Source organism: Pseudoalteromonas sp. SR41-4 (assembly GCF_014163985.1).
In the GTDB taxonomy this organism is placed as follows: Bacteria; Pseudomonadota; Gammaproteobacteria; order Enterobacterales; family Alteromonadaceae; genus Pseudoalteromonas; species Pseudoalteromonas rhizosphaerae.
The window spans coordinates 57,542-77,484 of record NZ_JACJEI010000013.1; the positions used below are offsets into that span (position 1 = coordinate 57,542).

At 41.7% G+C, this 19,943-nt stretch carries 23 protein-coding genes; 22 read left to right on the forward strand and 1 reads right to left on the reverse strand.

Annotated features, from left to right (window positions below; all coding sequences use genetic code 11):
- The first annotated feature begins 51 nt into the window (after positions 1–51).
- From fliL to H5180_RS12135, 22 genes are all read left to right on the forward strand, one after another.
- The gene (gene fliL / locus H5180_RS12030) at positions 52–582 is read left to right on the forward strand and encodes a flagellar basal body-associated protein FliL (RefSeq protein WP_145239392.1); all 531 of its coding nucleotides are present in this window, start codon (positions 52–54) and stop codon (positions 580–582) included.
- A gap of 9 nt (positions 583–591) precedes the next feature.
- Positions 592–1,683, forward strand: a complete 1,092-nt coding sequence (fliM, locus tag H5180_RS12035; RefSeq protein ID WP_145239389.1) for a flagellar motor switch protein FliM — start codon at positions 592–594, stop codon at positions 1,681–1,683.
- 22 nt (positions 1,684–1,705) lie between these two features.
- Positions 1,706–2,104, forward strand: coding sequence for a flagellar motor switch protein FliN (gene fliN / locus H5180_RS12040; RefSeq protein ID WP_145239385.1), 399 nt, complete (start codon positions 1,706–1,708; stop codon positions 2,102–2,104).
- Entirely contained in the window at positions 2,101–2,484 is a 384-nt protein-coding gene (fliO, locus tag H5180_RS12045; protein ID WP_145239382.1) for a flagellar biosynthetic protein FliO, read from the forward strand. The genes fliN and fliO overlap by 4 nt, the downstream gene beginning before the upstream one ends.
- A 4-nt stretch (positions 2,485–2,488) precedes the next feature.
- Positions 2,489–3,229 (forward strand): flagellar type III secretion system pore protein FliP, encoded by a 741-nt coding sequence (gene fliP / locus H5180_RS12050; protein WP_145239379.1) that lies wholly within the window; start codon positions 2,489–2,491, stop codon positions 3,227–3,229.
- Positions 3,230–3,272: 43 nt separating this feature from the next.
- The gene (fliQ, locus tag H5180_RS12055; protein ID WP_145239376.1) at positions 3,273–3,542 is read left to right on the forward strand and encodes a flagellar biosynthesis protein FliQ; all 270 of its coding nucleotides are present in this window, start codon (positions 3,273–3,275) and stop codon (positions 3,540–3,542) included.
- Between the two features lies 1 nt (position 3,543).
- On the forward strand, positions 3,544–4,323 hold the full coding sequence (gene fliR / locus H5180_RS12060) for a flagellar biosynthetic protein FliR (protein ID WP_145239372.1): 780 nt from the start codon (positions 3,544–3,546) through the stop codon (positions 4,321–4,323).
- Between the two features lie 9 nt (positions 4,324–4,332).
- A complete protein-coding gene (flhB, locus tag H5180_RS12065) occupies positions 4,333–5,463 on the forward strand; it encodes a flagellar biosynthesis protein FlhB (RefSeq protein WP_145239369.1) in 1,131 nt (376 codons plus the stop codon).
- Positions 5,464–5,558: 95 nt separating this feature from the next.
- Positions 5,559–7,667: a flagellar biosynthesis protein FlhA gene (gene flhA, locus H5180_RS12070; RefSeq protein ID WP_145239366.1), complete on the forward strand. Its 2,109-nt coding sequence runs from the start codon at positions 5,559–5,561 to the stop codon at positions 7,665–7,667.
- Positions 7,668–7,690: 23 nt separating this feature from the next.
- On the forward strand, positions 7,691–9,172 hold the full coding sequence (flhF, locus tag H5180_RS12075) for a flagellar biosynthesis protein FlhF (protein WP_182758312.1): 1,482 nt from the start codon (positions 7,691–7,693) through the stop codon (positions 9,170–9,172).
- Entirely contained in the window at positions 9,165–10,025 is an 861-nt protein-coding gene (locus H5180_RS12080; protein ID WP_145239360.1) for a MinD/ParA family protein, read from the forward strand. Before flhF ends, H5180_RS12080 begins: the two co-directional genes overlap by 8 nt.
- 26 nt (positions 10,026–10,051) lie before the next feature.
- Positions 10,052–10,762 (forward strand): RNA polymerase sigma factor FliA, encoded by a 711-nt coding sequence (locus H5180_RS12085; RefSeq protein WP_145239602.1) that lies wholly within the window; start codon positions 10,052–10,054, stop codon positions 10,760–10,762.
- A 40-nt stretch (positions 10,763–10,802) separates the two neighbouring features.
- Positions 10,803–11,186, forward strand: a complete 384-nt coding sequence (gene cheY / locus H5180_RS12090; RefSeq protein ID WP_016708035.1) for a chemotaxis response regulator CheY — start codon at positions 10,803–10,805, stop codon at positions 11,184–11,186.
- A 17-nt stretch (positions 11,187–11,203) separates the two neighbouring features.
- On the forward strand, positions 11,204–11,968 hold the full coding sequence (locus tag H5180_RS12095) for a protein phosphatase CheZ (RefSeq protein ID WP_145239357.1): 765 nt from the start codon (positions 11,204–11,206) through the stop codon (positions 11,966–11,968).
- 14 nt (positions 11,969–11,982) lie between these two features.
- Positions 11,983–14,181 (forward strand): chemotaxis protein CheA, encoded by a 2,199-nt coding sequence (locus H5180_RS12100; RefSeq protein WP_182731013.1) that lies wholly within the window; start codon positions 11,983–11,985, stop codon positions 14,179–14,181.
- Between the two features lie 68 nt (positions 14,182–14,249).
- Positions 14,250–15,380: a chemotaxis response regulator protein-glutamate methylesterase gene (locus H5180_RS12105; RefSeq protein ID WP_145239351.1), complete on the forward strand. Its 1,131-nt coding sequence runs from the start codon at positions 14,250–14,252 to the stop codon at positions 15,378–15,380.
- The gene (locus H5180_RS12110; RefSeq protein ID WP_145239348.1) at positions 15,373–16,137 is read left to right on the forward strand and encodes a flagellar motor protein; all 765 of its coding nucleotides are present in this window, start codon (positions 15,373–15,375) and stop codon (positions 16,135–16,137) included. The genes H5180_RS12105 and H5180_RS12110 overlap by 8 nt, the downstream gene beginning before the upstream one ends.
- Positions 16,138–16,142: 5 nt before the next feature.
- Positions 16,143–17,102, forward strand: coding sequence for a flagellar motor protein MotB (locus H5180_RS12115; RefSeq protein ID WP_145239345.1), 960 nt, complete (start codon positions 16,143–16,145; stop codon positions 17,100–17,102).
- Positions 17,103–17,110: 8 nt separating this feature from the next.
- The gene (locus H5180_RS12120) at positions 17,111–17,881 is read left to right on the forward strand and encodes a ParA family protein (RefSeq protein ID WP_145239342.1); all 771 of its coding nucleotides are present in this window, start codon (positions 17,111–17,113) and stop codon (positions 17,879–17,881) included.
- Between the two features lie 3 nt (positions 17,882–17,884).
- Entirely contained in the window at positions 17,885–18,682 is a 798-nt protein-coding gene (locus H5180_RS12125) for a chemotaxis protein CheW (protein ID WP_145239338.1), read from the forward strand.
- A gap of 19 nt (positions 18,683–18,701) precedes the next feature.
- The gene (locus H5180_RS12130) at positions 18,702–19,199 is read left to right on the forward strand and encodes a chemotaxis protein CheW (RefSeq protein WP_145239335.1); all 498 of its coding nucleotides are present in this window, start codon (positions 18,702–18,704) and stop codon (positions 19,197–19,199) included.
- Between the two features lie 16 nt (positions 19,200–19,215).
- A complete protein-coding gene (locus H5180_RS12135) occupies positions 19,216–19,620 on the forward strand; it encodes a DUF2802 domain-containing protein (protein WP_145239332.1) in 405 nt (134 codons plus the stop codon).
- Between the two features lie 13 nt (positions 19,621–19,633).
- Here the strand turns inward: H5180_RS12135 and H5180_RS12140 are convergent, their stop codons facing one another.
- Complete coding sequence (locus H5180_RS12140; protein ID WP_145239329.1) at positions 19,634–19,942, reverse strand: EscU/YscU/HrcU family type III secretion system export apparatus switch protein; 309 nt, start codon at positions 19,940–19,942, stop codon at positions 19,634–19,636.
- Between the last annotated feature and the right edge of the window lies 1 nt (position 19,943).

Below are 19,943 nucleotides of genomic sequence, written 5' to 3' on the forward strand. Positions count from 1 at the left end.
GCGCGGTGACACTCGTAATATCGCTATTATTAAGGCATAAAGGAAAGCAGCATGGCTGAAGAAGCGAACTTAGAAATTGAAGACGGTAGTAAAAGTAAAAAAAAGCTGATTATAATTATTATTGCTGTGGTATTGGTAATTGGTGGTGCAGCTGGCTTTTTCTTGATGTCTGGCTCCGACGCTGCTCCTGAAACACTTGCGGATGAATCTGTTGCATCAGCAACTGAAACTGCAGATGTAAGTGGTAGTGGTGCAAAGGTTGGCAGTGCCTTATATGTTGCGATGCCTCGACCTTTTATTTTTAACGTACCTGGTGCCAGTCGTGATCGCATTGTGCAAATAAAAGTGCAATTACTAGTGCGCGGTGATGTGAATGAAGAAACGGCTAAAAAGCATATTCCACTTATTGAAGGCACATTGCTTGGTGTGTTTTCAACCACCACCGCAGATGAGCTTGGTACTAGCGAAGGCAAAGAAACCCTACGAGTAGCAGCGCTTGATAAAGTACAAGCCGCGTTAACTGATGTAGAGGGTAGTAAAGTAATTGAGCGGGTGTTGTTTACCGGCTTTGTAATGCAATAAGGGGTCAGCGTGAGTGATTTATTATCCCAAGATGAAATCGATGCCCTGTTGCATGGTGTCGATGAAGTCGAAGAGGAGGATCTACAGGACGGTGATGATGGTAGCGGTAATACGTTGCAATACGATTTTTCTTCACAAGATCGTATTGTTCGTGGTCGCATGCCGACTCTGGAGATTGTGAACGAACGATTTGCTCGACACATGCGCATTAGCTTATTTAATATGATGCGCCGTACTGCTGAAGTTTCTATCAATGGCGTACAAATGATAAAGTTTGGTGAGTATATCCACACTTTATTTGTTCCTACCAGTCTTAATATGGTGCGCTTTCGTCCTCTTAAAGGTACTGGGTTAATCACTATGGAAGCACGGTTAGTGTTCATCCTGGTTGATAACTTCTTTGGCGGCGATGGTCGCTATCATGCGAAAATAGAAGGTCGTGAATTTACACCTACTGAGCGCCGTATTGTACAAATGCTATTAAAAATAATCTTTGAAGATTACAAAGAAGCATGGGCGCCGGTAATGGATGTGTCTTTTGAATATCTTGATTCAGAAGTTAATCCGGCAATGGCTAATATCGTCAGTCCCACCGAGGTGGTGGTGATCAGTTCATTCCATATTGAGCTGGATGGCGGTGGCGGGGATTTCCATATCGCATTGCCGTATTCAATGCTTGAACCTATTCGTGAATTACTCGATGCTGGTGTGCAATCAGATACTGAAGATACCGATTTACGTTGGAGCAAAGCCTTACGTGATGAGATTATGGATGTTGAAGTTGGAATATCAACACAACTGCTTGAAGTTGATTTAACCTTAGCGCAAATTATGGAGCTTAAGGCTGGGGATATTATTCCTGTTGAGATGCCAGAGCACATAACGGTGTTTGTCGAAGAGCTGCCAACCTTTAGGGCTAAAATGGGTCGCTCTCGTGATAACGTCGCGCTGCAAATTAGTGAAAAAATTAAACGTCCTGAATCAGTCAAATCAGAGTTGCATGTCTTTACAAAAGGTGGCAAAAAGCTTGATTCAGATGCGGAATTAGCAGAACTAGAAGATGATCTACACCTTTCCGAAGGCGTAGATTTAGACTGGTAAGAGAATAAAAAGGTTTAATAGTATGAGTGATGACCAAGATACAATGGACGAATGGGCGGCTGCTTTAGCCGAAGCCGAAGGGACCGATAGTTCTGATGGTGCCAAAGTAACTGAACTTGACGAGTTAAGTGATGCTAGACATGAAATGAGTGGCGAAGAAAAACGCAAACTCGATACAATTTTAGATATCCCCGTGACTATTTCGATGGAAGTCGGGCGTTCAAAAATTAATATTCGTAACTTACTTCAGCTTAACCAAGGTTCAGTTGTTGAGCTTGATCGTGTTGCCGGTGAGCCATTGGATGTATTAGTTAATGGTACATTGATAGCGCATGGTGAAGTGGTCGTAGTTAATGATAAATTTGGTATCCGCCTGACTGACGTGATCAGCCAAGTTGAACGGATCAAGAAGCTGCGATGAGCAGTTGGCTTTTTTTATCGACTGCAGCAAGCTCAGCGCTGCCTGCAGCGACACCAATGGGCGACTTACTCTCAATGGTAATGTCTTTAATCATGGTGCTAGTACTGATTGTGGTACTGGCATTTTTGGTTAAAAAACTAAACCCCAATTTAGCAAATACCGACGAATTTAAAGTGGTGCGTAGTTTACCGTTAAGTGCGCGAGAGCGATTAATGGTCGTCGAAATTGATAATTGTCAGCACTTACTAGGCGTAACCCCGCACAGTATTAACTACCTGCATAAATTAGAGACTCCATTGACAGAAAAAGAGTTGCCAGCCCTTGCACAACGTTTTGGTAAACTCTTAAACCCACAAACTAACCACATTAAAAAGAATTAATAATATGACTAAGTGGCTGCTTATACTTTTTGCATTAGTTTTTATCCCCACAGTTAACGCCGAAGGCATTGAAGCGTTAAGTATTACGACTAATCCAGACGGTTCACAAGATTACTCTGTAACCTTGCAAGTACTGGCTATTATGACCGCGCTAAGCTTTATACCTGCAGCGGTGATCATGATGACCTCATTTACTCGCATAATCGTAGTACTGGCTATTTTACGCCAAGCAATTGGTTTGCAACAAACACCATCAAATCAAATATTGTTAGGTATGTCGCTATTTCTAAGTATTTTTATAATGACGCCGGTTTATCAAAAAGTGAATCAGCAAGCTATTGAGCCATATTTAAATGAGCAGGTGACCTCGATTCAAGCGCTTGAACTTGCCAAAGAGCCGATGAAGGAATTCATGCTCTCACAGGTGCGCATAAAAGATTTAGAAACCTTCGCTAAAATTGCTGGGTATGATAAGTTAGATTCTCCTGAAGCAACGCCATTAATTGTATTAATCCCCGCATTTATAACCAGCGAATTACAAACTGCATTTATTATTGGTTTTATGTTCTTTATTCCATTTTTGATAGTCGATTTAGTTGTGGCTTCAGTCTTGATGGCCATGGGTATGATGATGCTCTCGCCGATGATTGTGTCTATGCCGTTTAAAATTATGTTGTTTGTACTTGTTGATGGCTGGAGTTTAGTGATGGGGACTTTAGCTAAAAGTTTTGGCTTAGGCACTTGATATGGCAATACAATACTTTGCCTACAAAGGCTAGGGGGGCACCATGGAACCAGAAATCTTCGTCGATATTCTCAGTAATGCATTATTTTTAGTTATTAAATTAGTATCGGCAATTGTGGTACCAGGTTTATTAGTGGGTTTAGTTGTAGCTGTATTTCAGGCCGCAACGTCAATCAATGAACAAACATTAAGCTTTTTGCCGCGGCTATTAATTACTATCAGCGCCTTGATTGTTGGAGGGCATTGGTTAACGCAAGAGTTAATGGATTTTTTTAGTCGAATAGTGTTAATTATTCCTGAAATTGCGGGCTAGTATGGAATTCCCATTTTCGGTTATTATTCAGTGGCTGAGTGATTTTTTGTTACCACTAGTACGGATCAGCTCGATGATTATGATCATGGCGGGGCTGGGTGCTAAAAATGTGCCTACGCGGATCAAGATGGGTCTAGCGGTAATGATTACTTTTTTAGTTGTACCAGTACTTCCGCCTGCGACATTTAATAACTTATTCTCTTTTGAGATGATATTGGTAGTTATTCAACAAATGTTAATCGGTGTTGCGATAGGTTTTGCTTCTGTACTGATGTTGAATACTTTTGTGTTAGCAGGGCAAATATTAGCAATGCAAACTGGCCTTGGTTTCGCCTCTGTTGTTGATCCTTCTAATGGTATGAGTGTGCCTGCTGTTGGGCAGTTTTATTTGATTCTAGCCACGCTATTATTCTTTGTATTTAATGGCCATTTAATGATGATCCAAATGGTAGTGCATAGCTTTGAGGTGCTACCAATCGACGGTAATTGGTGGGCGGTTGATCATTATTGGGACATAGTGACGTGGGGCGGCTGGATGTTTACTACCGCCTTGGTGTTATCTTTGGCGCCTTTAACAGCTATGCTGGTGATTAATATGTCGTTTGGTGTGATGACCCGTGCAGCACCGCAGTTAAACATTTTTTCAATCGGTTTTCCGTTTACCTTGGTTGCAGGTTTAGTCATTATTTGGGCAACCTTAGGTAACTTTGTTACTCAATTTGAATTTCAATGGCTAAAAATGATTGAGTTAATGTGTACTTTAGTTGGTTGTTCCCCATAGGAGAGAGTGATGGCTGAAGATTCAGGTCAAGAAAAAACCGAAGAACCCACGGGGAAAAAAGTAGACGACGCGAAAAAGAAGGGCCAGGTTGCGCGCTCAAAAGAGCTTGGCACCATGTTTGTACTTATTTTTTCAGCGATTTCATTACTTATGTACGGACCTGAGATTGGCAAGGGACTGTATAATATAATGGGTCGCATGCTCAGTTTGAACCGCAATGAAACCTACGATACTACGAAAATGTTTTCTGTGTGGGGAGCGGTGGCCGATGCGCTAGTATTTCCGATGGCGATGTTCGTGTTTATTATTGTGCTGGCGGGTATCATAGGTAATACCTTGTTAGGTGGTTTTAACTTTAGTTGGGAGGCGGCAGCACCCAAAGCCAGTAAAATGTCACCAGCAAAAGGTATAAAGCGGATGTTAGGTCCACAAGCGGGCGTCGAGTTGGTGAAATCGATTTTAAAGTTTGTGGTCGTGGCGGGCTTTGCCATTTTTTTGATCAACACCTTCTTTGATGAAATTCTTCATCTGAGTATTGAAAGTGCGCCGGGCAATATCATTCATGCCTTAGAGATACTCGCATGGATGTTTTTAGGGCTGACCTGCACCTTAACCATTATTGCTGCGATTGATGCGCCATATCAAAGCCATAAACATCACAAAGAATTAAAAATGACTCTACAAGAAGTCAAAGATGAATATAAAAATTCTGAAGGTGATCCGCAAATTAAAGCGCGTATAAGGCAAACGCAAAGACAAATGTCGCAGCGACGCATGATGCAGGATGTGCCAGATGCCGATGTAGTTGTTACCAACCCTACTCATTACTCTGTGGCATTAAAGTACGACACAGAGCGCGCTGGCGCGCCTATATTAGTTGCCAAAGGCGTTGATGAGATGGCGATGCAAATTAGAAAAATAGCCATAGGTAACGAGGTACCCATTGTAGAGTCCCCCATGCTTACTCGAGCACTGTATCATACTGCCGAAGTAGGAGAACAAATCCCTGACCAACTATTTACTGCAGTCGCACAAGTTTTAGCTTATGTATTTCAGCTTAAACGCTTTCAAAAAGGCCGTGGTAAACGCCCTACAAAATTGAATAAAACACTCCCAATTCCAGATGCCTATAAGTATTGATTTGAATAATCAGTATTCTTTTAAGCTCGTAATTAATAACTTGGAATAGTTATTGCAAATTCCGTTTAGTGTCAATTTTTTGAAATTGTAGAATTATGGAATTTAAAGCTGTATTACAACAACTTAATAAAGATAAAAAAGAGTATTTAAAAGGTGTTGGTACACCTTTGCTGGTGCTCGCTGCGCTGGGCATGGTGATTTTACCGTTACCGCCATTTTTACTCGACATTCTTTTCTCGTTTAATATAGCTTTAGCATTAGTGGTGTTGTTAGTGACAGTTTACACCATGAAGCCTGTTGAATTTGGGATGTTTCCCGCAGTACTATTGATTGCAACTATTATGCGTTTGGCACTAAATGTTGCCAGTACCCGGGTGGTGCTGCTTGAAGGCCATAACGGTGGCGATTCCGCAGGTAAAGTAATCGAAGCTTTTGGTTCAGTGGTAATTGGTGGCAACTACGCAGTTGGTTTAGTGGTGTTTTTGATTTTGATCATCATCAACTTTGTGGTAATCACCAAAGGCGCAGGCAGGATCTCTGAGGTATCGGCACGCTTTACCTTAGATGCGATGCCAGGCAAACAAATGGCCATTGATGCCGACTTGAATGCGGGTTTTATTAGTGCAGAGCAAGCACGAGACCGCCGTGAAGAAGTCACCCGTGAAGCGGACTTTTATGGCTCGATGGATGGTGCGAGTAAGTTTGTAAAAGGTGATGCGATTGCTGGTATAGTGATACTGATCATCAATATTGTTGGCGGCTTGTTTGTTGGTATGATCCAGCATGATTTAAGCTTTGGTAACGCAATGGAAGTGTATACCTTACTGACCATTGGTGATGGTCTAGTTGCACAATTACCATCATTACTGTTATCTATTGGCACTGCAATTGTTGTTACTCGTCAAAATGAATCGCTCAATATGGGCGATCAATTTAAGAAACAACTCGGTAACGAAAAATCATTATTTATTGCTTCGGGTATTTTAATCGTGATGGGTTTGGTCCCGGGTATGCCACATTTTGCCTTTTTAAGCCTTGGTGCTTTACTTGGTTATTTAGCGTATTACACCCAGCAAAGTAAGCTCAAAGAAGCGGCTGCTAAGGAAGCAGAAGCTGCCAATGGCGGTGCAACAGGCACTGGTGTTGCTAACAAGCAAGAGCAAAAAGAGCTAGGTTGGGATGATGTACAACAAGTTGATGTAATTGGCCTCGAAGTTGGCTATCGCTTAATTCCATTAGTTGATCAATCACAAGGTGGCGAATTATTAAACCGAATTAAAGGAGTACGTAAAAAGTTATCTCAAGAACTTGGTTTTTTAATTCCACCGGTGCATATTCGCGATAACTTAGAGTTAGACCCAAATGCATACAGAATTACCATGATGGGTGTTTCAAGTGGTGAGGGCGAGCTTAAGCATGGTGATGAGTTGGCTATTAATCCTGGCCAAGTATTTGGTCCAATAAAAGGGATTGCTACTAAAGATCCTGCCTTTGGTCTAGACGCTATTTGGATCAAACCAGATCAAAAAGATGAAGCACAATCACTCGGTTATACCGTGGTTGATGCAGCGACTGTGGTAGCAACGCATATTAGTCAGTTACTAACTAACAGCGCGGCCTTGTTACTCGGCCACGAGGAAGTGCAAAATCTATTAGATATGCTGGCAAAAAGTCATCCTCGTTTAGTTGAAGGGCTAGTGCCAGATATTTTACCACTAACAGCAATTGTTAAAGTATTACAAAATTTATTAAATGAAGGCGTTGCTATTCGCGATATGCGTTCAATTGTACAAACCCTTGTTGAGTATGGCCCTCGAAGCCAAGATCCTGATGTATTAACCGCAGCAGTGCGAATTTCACTGCGCAGATTAATTGTTCAAGACGCGGTTGGAATGTCATCAGAAATCCCTGTCATAACCTTGGCGCCTGAGTTGGAACAGATGTTGCATCAGTCACTACAAAATGCAGGCGACGAAGGTGCCGGAATAGAGCCAGGACTTGCAGAGCGACTTCAACAATCATTAAATGAAGCGCATCAAAACCAAGAAATGGCCGGTGAACCTTCGATATTGCTAACGTCAGGAATGTTACGCACTGTGTTATCTCGTTTTGTTAAGTACACCATTCCAGGATTGCGAGTGATGTCTTATCAAGAGGTACCAGACGAAAGACAGATCAAGATTGTCAGCTCAGTAGGCCAATAATCGGATTTTAAAGGGGTTGAACCATGAAAATAAAACGTTTTTTTGCTAAAGATATGCGCACCGCACTGAAAGAAGTTAAAGATGAACTCGGTGTAGATGCTGTAATCATGTCAAATAAAAAATTAGCCAATGGGGTAGAGATTGTTGCCGCCGTTGATTATGAAAAAGCAGCCCCGAAAGCACCGGCACAACCACATGTTGCTAAGGCGCAACCGCAAACGAATGCTAACTTTGTTAAACCTGCGCCACAACGTGCGCAGCATGAGCCGCAAGCTGCGGTAGCTGATAGCTTACAAGCATTATTAGAGCGCCAATCACCGCGTCCACGCTCACCTGAGCTTGCGTCTATGTTTAGCCAGTCAGGGATTGATACATCTACTCAGTATCAACCACAGCAACAACATCAAGCACAGCAAGCTCGCCATGAACCACAAGCGCATAGTGACTTTGCTCGTCGCGATACTGCGCCGCGTCCACAAACGCAAGCACATAGCTTAGGTTTTGATGATGATCTAGAAAGTGGTTTTGATGATTTAGATACTCCAATGCTAACAAAAAGTGCAGCCAAAACAGATGAAATCACCGCTATGCGTGATGAAATGGCTGCGATGCGTCAATTACTTGAGTATCAGGTATCGGGTTTGATGCAACAAGATTTAGCGCGTCGCGATCCTACTCGCGCATGCATGATCGATCGTTTAGTTGGAATGGGTATCGACAGTGAAGTTGCAGAGCAAATGGCCTGCTTTATTCCGGACGATGTGTCACGTCAGCAAGCCTGGCAAGCACTATTGCAAATGGTTGAAAACCAAATGCATACTACAAATAACGAAATCCTTCGCCAAGGCGGGGTATATGCACTTGTTGGTCCTACTGGGGTAGGTAAAACTACAACCGTGGCAAAACTTGCAGCCCTTGGCGCACAAAAATATGGCGCAGATAAAGTTGCGCTAATTACCACTGATACTTACCGTATTGGCGCTTATGAACAGTTAGCTACTTATGGCCGGATCATCGGTTGTGGTGTAAAACAAGTTAAAGATGCCAATGAATTAGCAGAAGTTTTATATCATTTACGAAATAAGCGTCTAGTATTAATAGATACTGCGGGAATGAGCCAACGTGATTTACGTTTAACTGAGCAGCTAAATACACTAATGCGTAATCAACGTGTCGATATTCGCAATTATTTAGTGCTCAGTGCGACCGCACAAATTAATGTTTTACAAGAAACCGTAAGACATTTTAAGAAGGTACAATTAAGTGGCTGTATTTTCACTAAATTAGACGAATCATTAAGTTTAGGTGAGATTATTAGTATAGCGATTCAAAATCGCCTTCCAATAGGGTATCTTACTAACGGTCAGCGCGTTCCAGAGGACATTCGGGTCGCCAATGCAGAGAAATTAGTAAAAAAAGCAGAACAATTGTATTTAAAAAGAACAAAAGCACAACATTCACGACGCCAAGCAGTAGCGTCAAGCACAGTAGGGATGTATGATTAACACAGTATTAGATCAAGCAAGTGGCCTGCGTAAAATGAGTCAAAACAATAATAACGGCGTTAAAGTTATCGCTGTAACAGGTGGTAAAGGTGGCGTAGGGAAAACTAACGTCTCACTTAACACTGCGATTGCGTTGGGTCAGCTCGGAAACCGAGTGTTAGTTCTGGATGCCGATTTGGGTTTAGCAAATTGTGATGTGATGTTAGGGCTTCGGGTTGAACGTAATCTATCTCATGTACTATCAGGTGAATGTGAGCTCGATGAAATTTTAGTTGAAGGGCCTGCAGGAATTAAAATAGTACCAGCGACGTCAGGCTCACAAAGTATGGTGGAACTTTCTCCATCAGAACATGCTGGATTAATTCGTGCTTTTAGTGAGTTGAATACCGAATTTGATATATTAATTGTTGATACTGCTGCTGGTATCTCTGACATGGTATTAAGTTTTTCGCGCGCAGCGCAAGATGTCATGGTAGTAGTATGTGATGAACCGACCTCAATAACCGACGCTTATGCATTAATCAAAGTGTTGAGTCGTGAGCATGGTGTGTATAAGTTTAAAATAGTTGCTAATATGGTGCGCAGTATGCGTGAAGGCCACGAACTATTTGCTAAGCTCTCAAAAGTAACGGATCGCTTTTTGGATGTCTCAATGGAATTGGTTGCAACAGTCCCTTATGATGAAAACATGCGTAAAGCAACTCGTCGTCAAAAAGTAATTGTTGATTTATTTCCAAATTCTCCAGCGGCAATTGCATTTAAAACATTAGCGACAAAAGCAGTTAAATGGCCTATACCTAATCAACCATCTGGCCATTTAGAATTTTTCATAGAAAAATTAGTAAACGGCTAACTATGACGGCATCGGTGAATAAAGCGATGGGATATCAATCGACACAAAATTTAAATGTGATTGTTGAGCGACATGCTTCTTTAGTTAAAAAAGTGGCTTGTCATTTGATCGCTCGTTTACCCGCGAGTGTGCAACTCGATGATTTGATTCAATCGGGGATGATAGGGTTAATTGAAGCATCAAAAAACTTTGATGCGACTAAAGGTGCAAGCTTTGAAACCTTTGCAGGCATTCGTATTCGTGGTGCGATGCTGGATGAAATGCGCCGAGGTGATTGGGCTCCTCGCTCAGTGCACCGTAATAGCCGCAGAGTTGCTGAAGCGATTAGTGAGCTAGAAAGCAGCCTGAATCGAGAACCTAAAGATAGTGAAGTTGCTGAAAAACTTGATATTACGCTAGATGAGTACCATCATATTCTTAGTGATGTAAATTCAAGTAAGGTTTTAGGTATAGAAGACTTGGGAATTGATGAAGATGTTATCACACCAGTGGGACATGATTTAGCACTAGACAAGCCCTTTAATAACGTTAAAAATGAACGTTTTAATCAATCATTATTAACAGCTATACAATCTTTACCTGAACGAGATGGGTTAGTATTGTCGCTTTATTATAATGATGAAATGAATTTAAAAGAGATTGGACATATACTCGATGTAAGCGAATCGCGTGTGAGTCAGATACATGGTCAGGCGATGATTAAGCTCAAAGCAAAAATCAATGACTGGATTAACTAGTAGTAAGTAAATATAGGTTCAGACCTCACCGGAGGATGTTTTGGATAAAAACATGAAAATTCTTGTTGTTGATGATTTTTCGACGATGAGACGTATTATCAAAAATCTGTTAAGAGATTTGGGTTTTACAAATGTACAAGAAGCTGATGATGGCTCAACAGCTTTACCGATGTTGCAGAATCAAGAATTTGATTTTGTAGTAACAGATTGGAACATGCCTGGCATGCAAGGAATTGACCTCTTGCGCGCTATCAGGGCCGATGACAGCCTGAAACACATCCCTGTTTTAATGGTAACAGCAGAAGCTAAAAAAGAACAAATTGTTGCTGCTGCACAAGCTGGTGTTAACGGCTATATCGTTAAACCATTTACAGCCGCAACACTGAAAACCAAATTGGAAAAAGTGTTTGAGCGTTTAGGTTAAATAAATAGGAGAGGCTTATGTCAGCACCAGCTGCGCCTCAGATCAGTTTAGAACAAGCCCGGCAGCTTGTGGTTTACCTTGAAAATGGTGAACAAGATAAAGCTGATCAGTTAATTATTGATGCGGCGTCAAAAGAGCAATCAGAATTATTTGCCGAAGTAGGCAAACTTACGCGTCAGCTTCATGATGCGTTGAAAAATTTTGAGCTTGATACACGTTTAGCTGATTTGACCAAAGACGCACTCCCCGATGCTAAGCAGCGTCTAAACTATGTTATGGAAATGACAGAGAACGCTGCTAATAAAACCATGGATGCTGTAGAAGCAAGTTTACCAATTGCCCAACAGCTTGCAGATGATATTTCAGACATTAAACCCACTTGGGATCGTTTAATGAATCGTGAAATTGAGCTAGGTGAGTTTAAAACATTATGCCACAGCTTAGATAAGTTCATGAATAGCTCGCAAACTAAAACGGATGAGTTGCAAGGACTCATGACCAATGTCTTGATGGCACAAGATTTTCAAGATTTAACAGGTCAAGTGATCCGTCGAGTGATAGAGCTTGTTAGAGAAGTAGAAGACAGCTTGATCCACTTGTTGACAGCATTTGGTAGCCAAGATGATAGCGAAACAAAAACAATAGCACCAGTCATTGAAAAACCGCCTGCTGAAAATACACTTGCAGGCCCTGAAGGGCCAATTATTGATAAAGAATCTCGTGATGATGTTGTCTCAGGGCAAGATGATGTTGATGATTTATTATCAAGCTTGGGCTTCTAAGAGGAGAGAACTGCATGAGCTTTGAAGTCGATGAAGATATTTTACAAGATTTTCTAGTAGAGGCTGGAGAAATTCTTGAGCTTTTGTCAGAACAGCTGGTGGAGCTTGAAAATAACCCAGATGATACCGAATTACTCAATGCAATTTTCCGTGGTTTTCATACGGTAAAAGGCGGCGCAGGTTTTTTAAGTATGACTGAGCTAGTTGACGCTTGTCACGGTGCAGAAAACGTTTTCGATTTATTGCGTCAAGGTGTTCGTAAGGTTAATTCTGAGCTGATGGACGTGATCTTGCAAGCGCTCGATACTATCAACGAAATGTTTGCGACCATCCAAAGCCGAGAAAAACCAGAACCTGCAAATCCAGAGTTGCTGGCTGTGTTACATAAATTGGGATTGCCGCCAACTGCTGAAGAACTAACTGGCGCTGCTGAGCCTGCAGACGATACTCCTGTTGTTGATGCTGATGCTATTTTAGATGATTCTGATGATCCATTTGCATTTGACTTGTTATTTGATGGTCAAGTTGATAGCGATAAAAAAGATGTTCAAATCGATGATATATCAGAAGATGAATTTGAAAGTTTGCTAGATGAGCTGCATGGAAAAGGACAAAGTCCTGTAACTCCAGCAGTAACAGTTAGCAATGAGTCATCAAATAGTGATATTACTGATGACGAATTCGATAATTTATTAGATGAATTACATGGTGTTGGTAGCTTTGGTTTGGTCAGTAATAAAGATGCTGCAAGCACCGAAAATACTGCGCCTAAACCGCCCCAAGCGTCATCAGAGCCAACTAAAAGTAATAGTCCAGACGAGATCAGCGATGATGAGTTTGAAGCATTATTAGATGAATTGCACGGCAAAGGGAGTGCACCGCAAGCAGTTGCAGATACTGAGCCAACACCCGCTCAAAAACCAGTCCCTCCCCCAGCACCTGTTGCCGCAGCTAAACCTGCGCCTAAACCAGCAGTGTCTGAGCCTGCGAAAGCGGCTGAAAAGCCAGCTCCAGCGACAGCTGTTGCGAAAAAATCAGTTCCACCACAAGCTGATACCACTGTGCGCGTTGATACAAAACGCCTTGATCAAATAATGAATATGGTCGGTGAACTTGTGCTAGTGCGCAATCGCCTAGTCAGTTTAGCAACCAATACTGAAAGTGAAGCGATGGGTAAAGCCATTTCAAACCTTGATGTAGTAACTGCGGACTTGCAAGGTGCGGTGATGAAAACGCGGATGCAACCGATCAAGAAAGTGTTCGGTCGTTTCCCTCGCGTAGTACGTGATTTAGCCCGCAGTTTGAAAAAAGATATCAATTTATTGCTCGTGGGTGAAGAAACTGATTTAGATAAAAACTTAGTTGAGGCACTGGCAGATCCTTTAGTCCACTTGGTGCGTAACTCTGTAGACCACGGTATTGAAATGCCTGATGTGCGTGAAGCGGCAGGTAAAGCAAGGACTGGGACTGTAACTTTATCAGCATCGCAAGAAGGTGATCATATTTTGCTTACCATCCGAGATGATGGTGCTGGTATGGATCCCGAAAAGCTGAAAAAAATAGCAATCAATAAAGGGGTGCTTGATCACGAGCAAGCTGCTCGATTATCTGATACAGAAGCCTATAACCTTATTTTTGCACCAGGCTTTTCCACCAAAGAACAGATCTCTGATATTTCGGGTCGTGGTGTGGGTATGGATGTGGTGAAAACCAAAATTACCCAACTAAATGGTTCTGTGAGTATTCAATCTGAGCTAGGTGTAGGTACAATCCTAGAAATTAAAGTTCCGTTAACGTTGGCTATTTTGCCGACATTGATGGTGGTTGTCGGTGAGCAAACATTTGCATTACCACTGGCTGGTGTTAATGAAATATTCCACCTAGATCTAACTAAAACGAATGTAGTTGATGGCCAATTAACCATTATTGTTCGTAAGAAAGCACGACCGTTGTTTTATTTAGAACATTGGTTAGTCAAAGGTGCTGACAGATCATTACGCAAAGCTCAAGGCCATGTTGTAATTGTACAAATAGGTACGCAACAAGTTGGTTTTGTAGTGGATTCATTGATTGGTCAAGAAGAAGTTGTTATTAAACCGCTTGATGCTTTACTACAAGGAACACCTGGTATGGCAGGTGCAACGATCACGTCTGACGGTGGTATAGCGCTAATCTTAGATGTTCCAAACCTGTTAAAACATTACGCAGGTTAGTCCAATTCTTATCTTATTGTGAGAGCTATATATGGCTCTCACAGATAAAATTTACATAGAGTATGCCAATGGCAGTTAAAGTTTTAGTTGTTGATGATTCAAGTTTCTTTCGCCGCAGGGTGAGCGAAATACTCGAGCAAGATAAGGATATTGAAGTAATTGGTTTTGCGGTAAATGGCAGAGAAGCGGTAGACAAGACAAATCAATTGCGTCCAGATGTAATCACTATGGATGTTGAAATGCCTGTGCTTGATGGTATTAGTGCTGTAAAAGAGATCATGGCAGCAAATCCAACCCCAATTCTGATGTTCTCTTCCTTGACCCGTGATGGCGCAACAGCAACCTTAGACGCACTTGATGCGGGTGCTTTAGATTTTTTACCGAAAAAATTTGAAGACATTGCTCGTAATAATGAAGATGCGATTAAGTTATTACAAAATAAAGTAAAAGAAATTGGACGCAAGCGTCTATCACGCTTCAGTAGGCCGACACCGACATCAATACCTTCCGTTTCTGCAGGTACAACAAGTCGACCTGCGATAACTCAACCTGATAGAAGTTTTAACCGCAGCACAGCGCCCGCTTCGAACATTGCAGCTAATACACGTGCTTCGGGTAAGAAATATCAAATAGTTGCAATAGGCACCTCCACAGGGGGGCCTGTCGCACTGCAAACTATTTTGACTAAGTTGCCGGCCAATTTCCCACATCCCATTTTGTTAATACAGCATATGCCAGCTGCGTTTACGCCAGCATTTGCCGCTCGTTTAAATGGCTTGTGCAAAATAAAAGTAAAAGAAGCACAACAAGGCGACCGATTAATGCCAGGCGTCGCTTATCTAGCGCCAGGTGGTCAACAGATGCTGGTTGAGGGACGAGGTGGAAATCGCACGTTACGTGTTTTTGAGGACGACAGTGCGCGGATCACTTATAAGCCCAGTGTTGACGTTACTTTTGCTAGTACAGCCAAATCTTTTCAAGGTGATGTGTTAGCTGTGGTACTTACAGGCATGGGCGCTGATGGACGAGATGGTGCAAGAATGCTCAAACAAGCCGGCGCCACTATTTGGGCGCAAGATGAAAAAACCAGTGTGGTATATGGTATGCCACAGGCGGTTGCTAACGCTGGGCTATCGTCGGCAAGTATCGCACTTGAAGAGGTTGCTAATCGGTTAGTTCGAGAAATTGGTTGTGGATAAGTTGTCGTTTTTAGGCCTGTTCGTTGCACTTTTGGCGATTGGCTATGGTTACTCACTAGAGGGTGGGGTTGTAAGTGCTTTATTTAATGGCCCAGCATTAATTATTGTTTTGGGTGGTACGTTAGGTGCTGTAATGCTACAAACACCGGCACATACGTTTAATAAAGTCTTAAGAATAAGTCATTGGGTGTTTTTTCCTCCAAGTCATGATATCGACAGGGCAATTGAGCAAGTTAAAAGTTGGTCACAAAAAGCTCGCCAAGAAGGGTATTTAGCGCTTGAAGAAGTAGCATTAACACATCCAGACCCGTACGTTGCCAAAGGCCTGAGTTTATTGATTGATGGTAACAGCGAGCAAAAACTTAGAGATGCGTTAGAAATTGATTTATTGTTAGAAAGGGAACGTTTACTTGAAGCCAGCCGGGTGTACGAGGCGTTGGGCGGTTACAGTCCTACTATCGGTATATTAGGTGCAGTGCTTGGTCTGATCCAAGCAATGTCATTTATCACTGAGCCTGAAAAGTTAGGTGCGGGGGTTGCGACGGCTTTTATCGCGACCATCTATGGGGTTGGTTTAGCAAATTTACTGTTTTTACCCATGGCTAATAAGCTAAAACAACAAGTAGAACAAAAGATGCTGTTTCATGAGTTATTAGCTGAAGGAATTATTGCAATGAGCCAAGGTGATAGCCCTGTCAATATTGAGCTGAAACTTGAAGCGTATCGTGTAGAGCGTCCAAGTCAGCTGCAAGAATAATTATTATGATGCGCCGTCGACTTCGTCACTCATCGACCAAAAGTCAGCATACAGAACGTTGGCTAGTGTCGTACGCCGATTACATGACTATTATGTTTGCATTCTTTGTAGTGATGTATGCGATTGCGATTAATAAAGAAGAAAGCTTCCAAATTTTATCTGATTCGCTGGAGCAGGTTTTTGACAAGTCAGCTCGTCAGTATAGCCAAGAAGGCCAAGGTGTGACCGGTACTGGTTTATTAACCGACAGAGTAAGCCCAGAAAAAGAACTGTTGTTTGGTGAGAGTATTCAAAAGCAAGAAGTTGGCCCGCAGTTACTTGATGGCCAAAGCGACACCAGTAACATAAAACAAAAACACTTAGGTAAACCGCTAGATAGTTTATTAACTAAATTACAATCAGCTTTGATCGATGAAATACGCGATGGCGAAGCAAGTTTAGAGTTACACCAAGACTGGTTGATTATTGAGTTAAGCTCAGGAATGTTATTTTCCAGTGGCAGTGCTGTGGCGCATCAACGCGCGAAAGCAGTAATAAAATTAGTGAACGATATTATTGCTCCTGTAGATAACTACGTCAGAGTACGTGGTTATACCGATAATGAAACTATTCATAATGAAATGTTTCGTTCTAATTGGGAGCTATCTGTTGCAAGAGCGACCTCTATTTTAGTCGAACTTGATGCATTGGGTATCAACCCTGCGCGAATGGCCATCGAAGGTTACGGTCAGTATTCTCCTTTTTCTGATAATGATACAGAGCAAGGGCGCGCTGAAAATCGTAAAGTAGTCGTTGCATTATCAAAATATGGTTTACCACCCAAGCCCATTGTATCAATCGAGCAATCAGCAATAGAAACTGAAGCTGAGCAGCCAATTGAGTTGCCAAGTGATGATAACACTATTAAAGTGATCCAACTCCCACACGGTGGTATACGAATTACAACGCGCAACGAACAAAAATAAGGTGTGATGTGAAAATTTGGACGGTAGCAAATCAAAAAGGCGGAGTAGGGAAAACGACCACGGCTGTGAGTTTAGCTGGTATATTAGCGCTGCAAGGAAAGCGGGTATTACTGATTGATACCGATCCTCATGCATCTTTAACGTATTACTTTGGCATTGATTCAGAAGATTTAGAAGTTAGTGTGTATGATATATTTGCCCGTGGTAACACCATGGCAAGTGAAGAAATATTGCAAGCTTTGTGTCCATCGAACATAGACAACTTAGATATTCTTCCTGCAACTATGGCTATAGCGACACTCGATCGTAGTATGGGTAATAAGACCGGAATGGGGCTTATCTTAAAAAAAGCCTTAGCAAAAATTAGTGAGCATTATGATTATGCTATTTTAGATTGCCCGCCAGTGTTAGGTGTCTTAATGGTTAACGCATTGGCTGCAAGTGAGCGCATTTTAGTGCCAGTACAAACTGAGTTTTTAGCTCTCAAAGGGCTTGACCGAATGATGCGGACCATGGAATTAATGCAAAGCTCGCAATCAAAGCAGTATCAATATACCATTATCCCTACAATGTATGATAAGCGCACAAATGCATCCCTTGAAGCATATAAGACATTACAGCAAACGTACCAAGAAAAAGTATGGCCAGGGGTAATACCCGTAGACACTAAGTTCCGTGATGCAAGTTTAGCTCAACAAGTACCGATTCAGTATTGTCCACGCTCAAGAGGTGTTTATGCTTATCGCGCATTACTCGATTATTTGATTGAACAAGGTTAATGAATGAGTAAGCAATTATTTGCTAATGAAAAAGTAATGACCCAGTACTTGGGGGCTTTACTGTGCGAAGACGATGAGTCAACAGACTTACACCCGGTTGCAAAATTACTCGAACAAGTTCCATCCACAGAAAGTAGCAATAAAATGCCACTAAAGGCATCGCAGCAAACGATTGTGCAGCCAAACGCACTTGATGAGCCAAAGACGAGCCTTGAGAAAGAAATACCAGCGCAAATTACACCGCTCCTTGAGAAACCACAGATCCAAGCTAATATCAAAGATATAGCTAAAGTGAGCGAACAGTTAAATATTGCTAAAGACAAGACTCCTGTACAGCGTCAAGAAGATTATTTTGACGGCGAGTTTCAGGCGTTATTCTTTGAAGTGGCAGGGCTGACTCTCGCTGTACCATTAAAAGCATTAGGTGGTATTCATCAATTAGGTGAAGTTAATCAGCTTTTTGGTAAACCCAAGTGGTTTAAAGGAGTGATGCTAAATCGTGATGAGAATCTTAATGTAGTCGATACTGCTCGCTGGGTGATGCCAGAAAAGTATACCCAAGAGTTAGAAGACAAATTAAACTACCAATACTTAATTACTTTAGGTAATAGCCAATGGGGATTGTTGGCTGAAAAGCTAGTTAATAATATTACACTACGTAGTGAAGATGTAAAATGGCGAGCTAAAAGTGGCAAGCGGCCTTGGCTTGCAGGTGTAATTAAAGAAAAAATGTGTGCCTTAATTGATGTGCAAAGCTTAGGTCAATTATTAGAGCAAGGTTTAGATAGCCGCGACCAGTAACGATATTTGGAGTAATAACATGAGTGAACAAAGATTATTATCAAGCAGTAAAAATACCGATGGCAATGATGAAGTATTGCAGTGGGTAACTTTTAAGCTTGAATCAGAAACCTATGGTGTGAATGTGATGCAAGTGCAAGAAATTTTGCGTTACACAGAGATTGCTCCAGTACCAGGTGCTCCAAGCTATGTTTTAGGGATTATTAATTTACGTGGCAATGTTGTAACAGTAATCGATACGCGTGCACGATTTGGTTTGATGTCTGCAGAAGCAACAGACAATTCACGAGTATTAATTATTGAAGCTGAAGAGCAAGTTATTGGTATCTTAGCCGACAGTGTAGCAGAAGTGGTTTATTTGCGTAGCTCAGAAATTGATAGTGCACCAAACATTGGTACTGAAGAAAGTGCCAAGTTTATTCAAGGTGTTAGTAATCGTGATGGTGAATTATTGATTTTAGTTGATTTAAATAAATTACTAAATGACGAAGAGTGGGATGAGTTGAGCGATTTATAACGCTTACGGAAAAACTATGTTGTTATACTCGTTGCTTGGAGTCTCAATTGTACTGGTGTTAGTATGCCTGGGACTAATTTTTATTAATAATAATAAGTACGCTGCAGCATTAAAAAGCAAAATACTGCAACTGCAAGAAACTCAACAACAGCTCAGTATTTTACGCAGTGAAGTCGCAGAAATGCGCACCGGTATGCTAAGTATTGGTAAGCGCTTAGTTGCTGTAGAGCAGCGAAATCAAGAGTTAGCGCAGTTACAAGATGCGCAAAAATATGACGATCCTGATGCGAAAATTTATTCTCGAGCAGTGAAAATGGTTGAACTAGGTGCCGATATTGAAGAGATCATACGAGAATGTGAACTTCCGCGTGCCGAAGCCGAACTATTAATGTCGTTACATCATCAAAAGGGCGCTAATTAGCGCCTTTTATTTTTTACGCCTGAATATTTAACTTGCCTTGAAAGTCTTGCCAGCCAGGTGGAAATTTACCCCGCAGTACATATGAAAAAGCAATCAGTTCGGCAATCACATAATACAGTTCTCTTGGGATCTCTTCGCCAAGCTCTAAATGCGATAACGTTTTAGCCAAAGCTTCATCTTTGTGGATCAAAATTCCTTTTTCTTCTGCGGCTTTAATGATCTCTTCTGCGAGCTCACCAAACCCTTTACTACTGACTGTAGGAGTGCGACCGGCTTCGTAAACTAAACCAATTGCAGACTTATGTTTTGGTATCTCACTCATG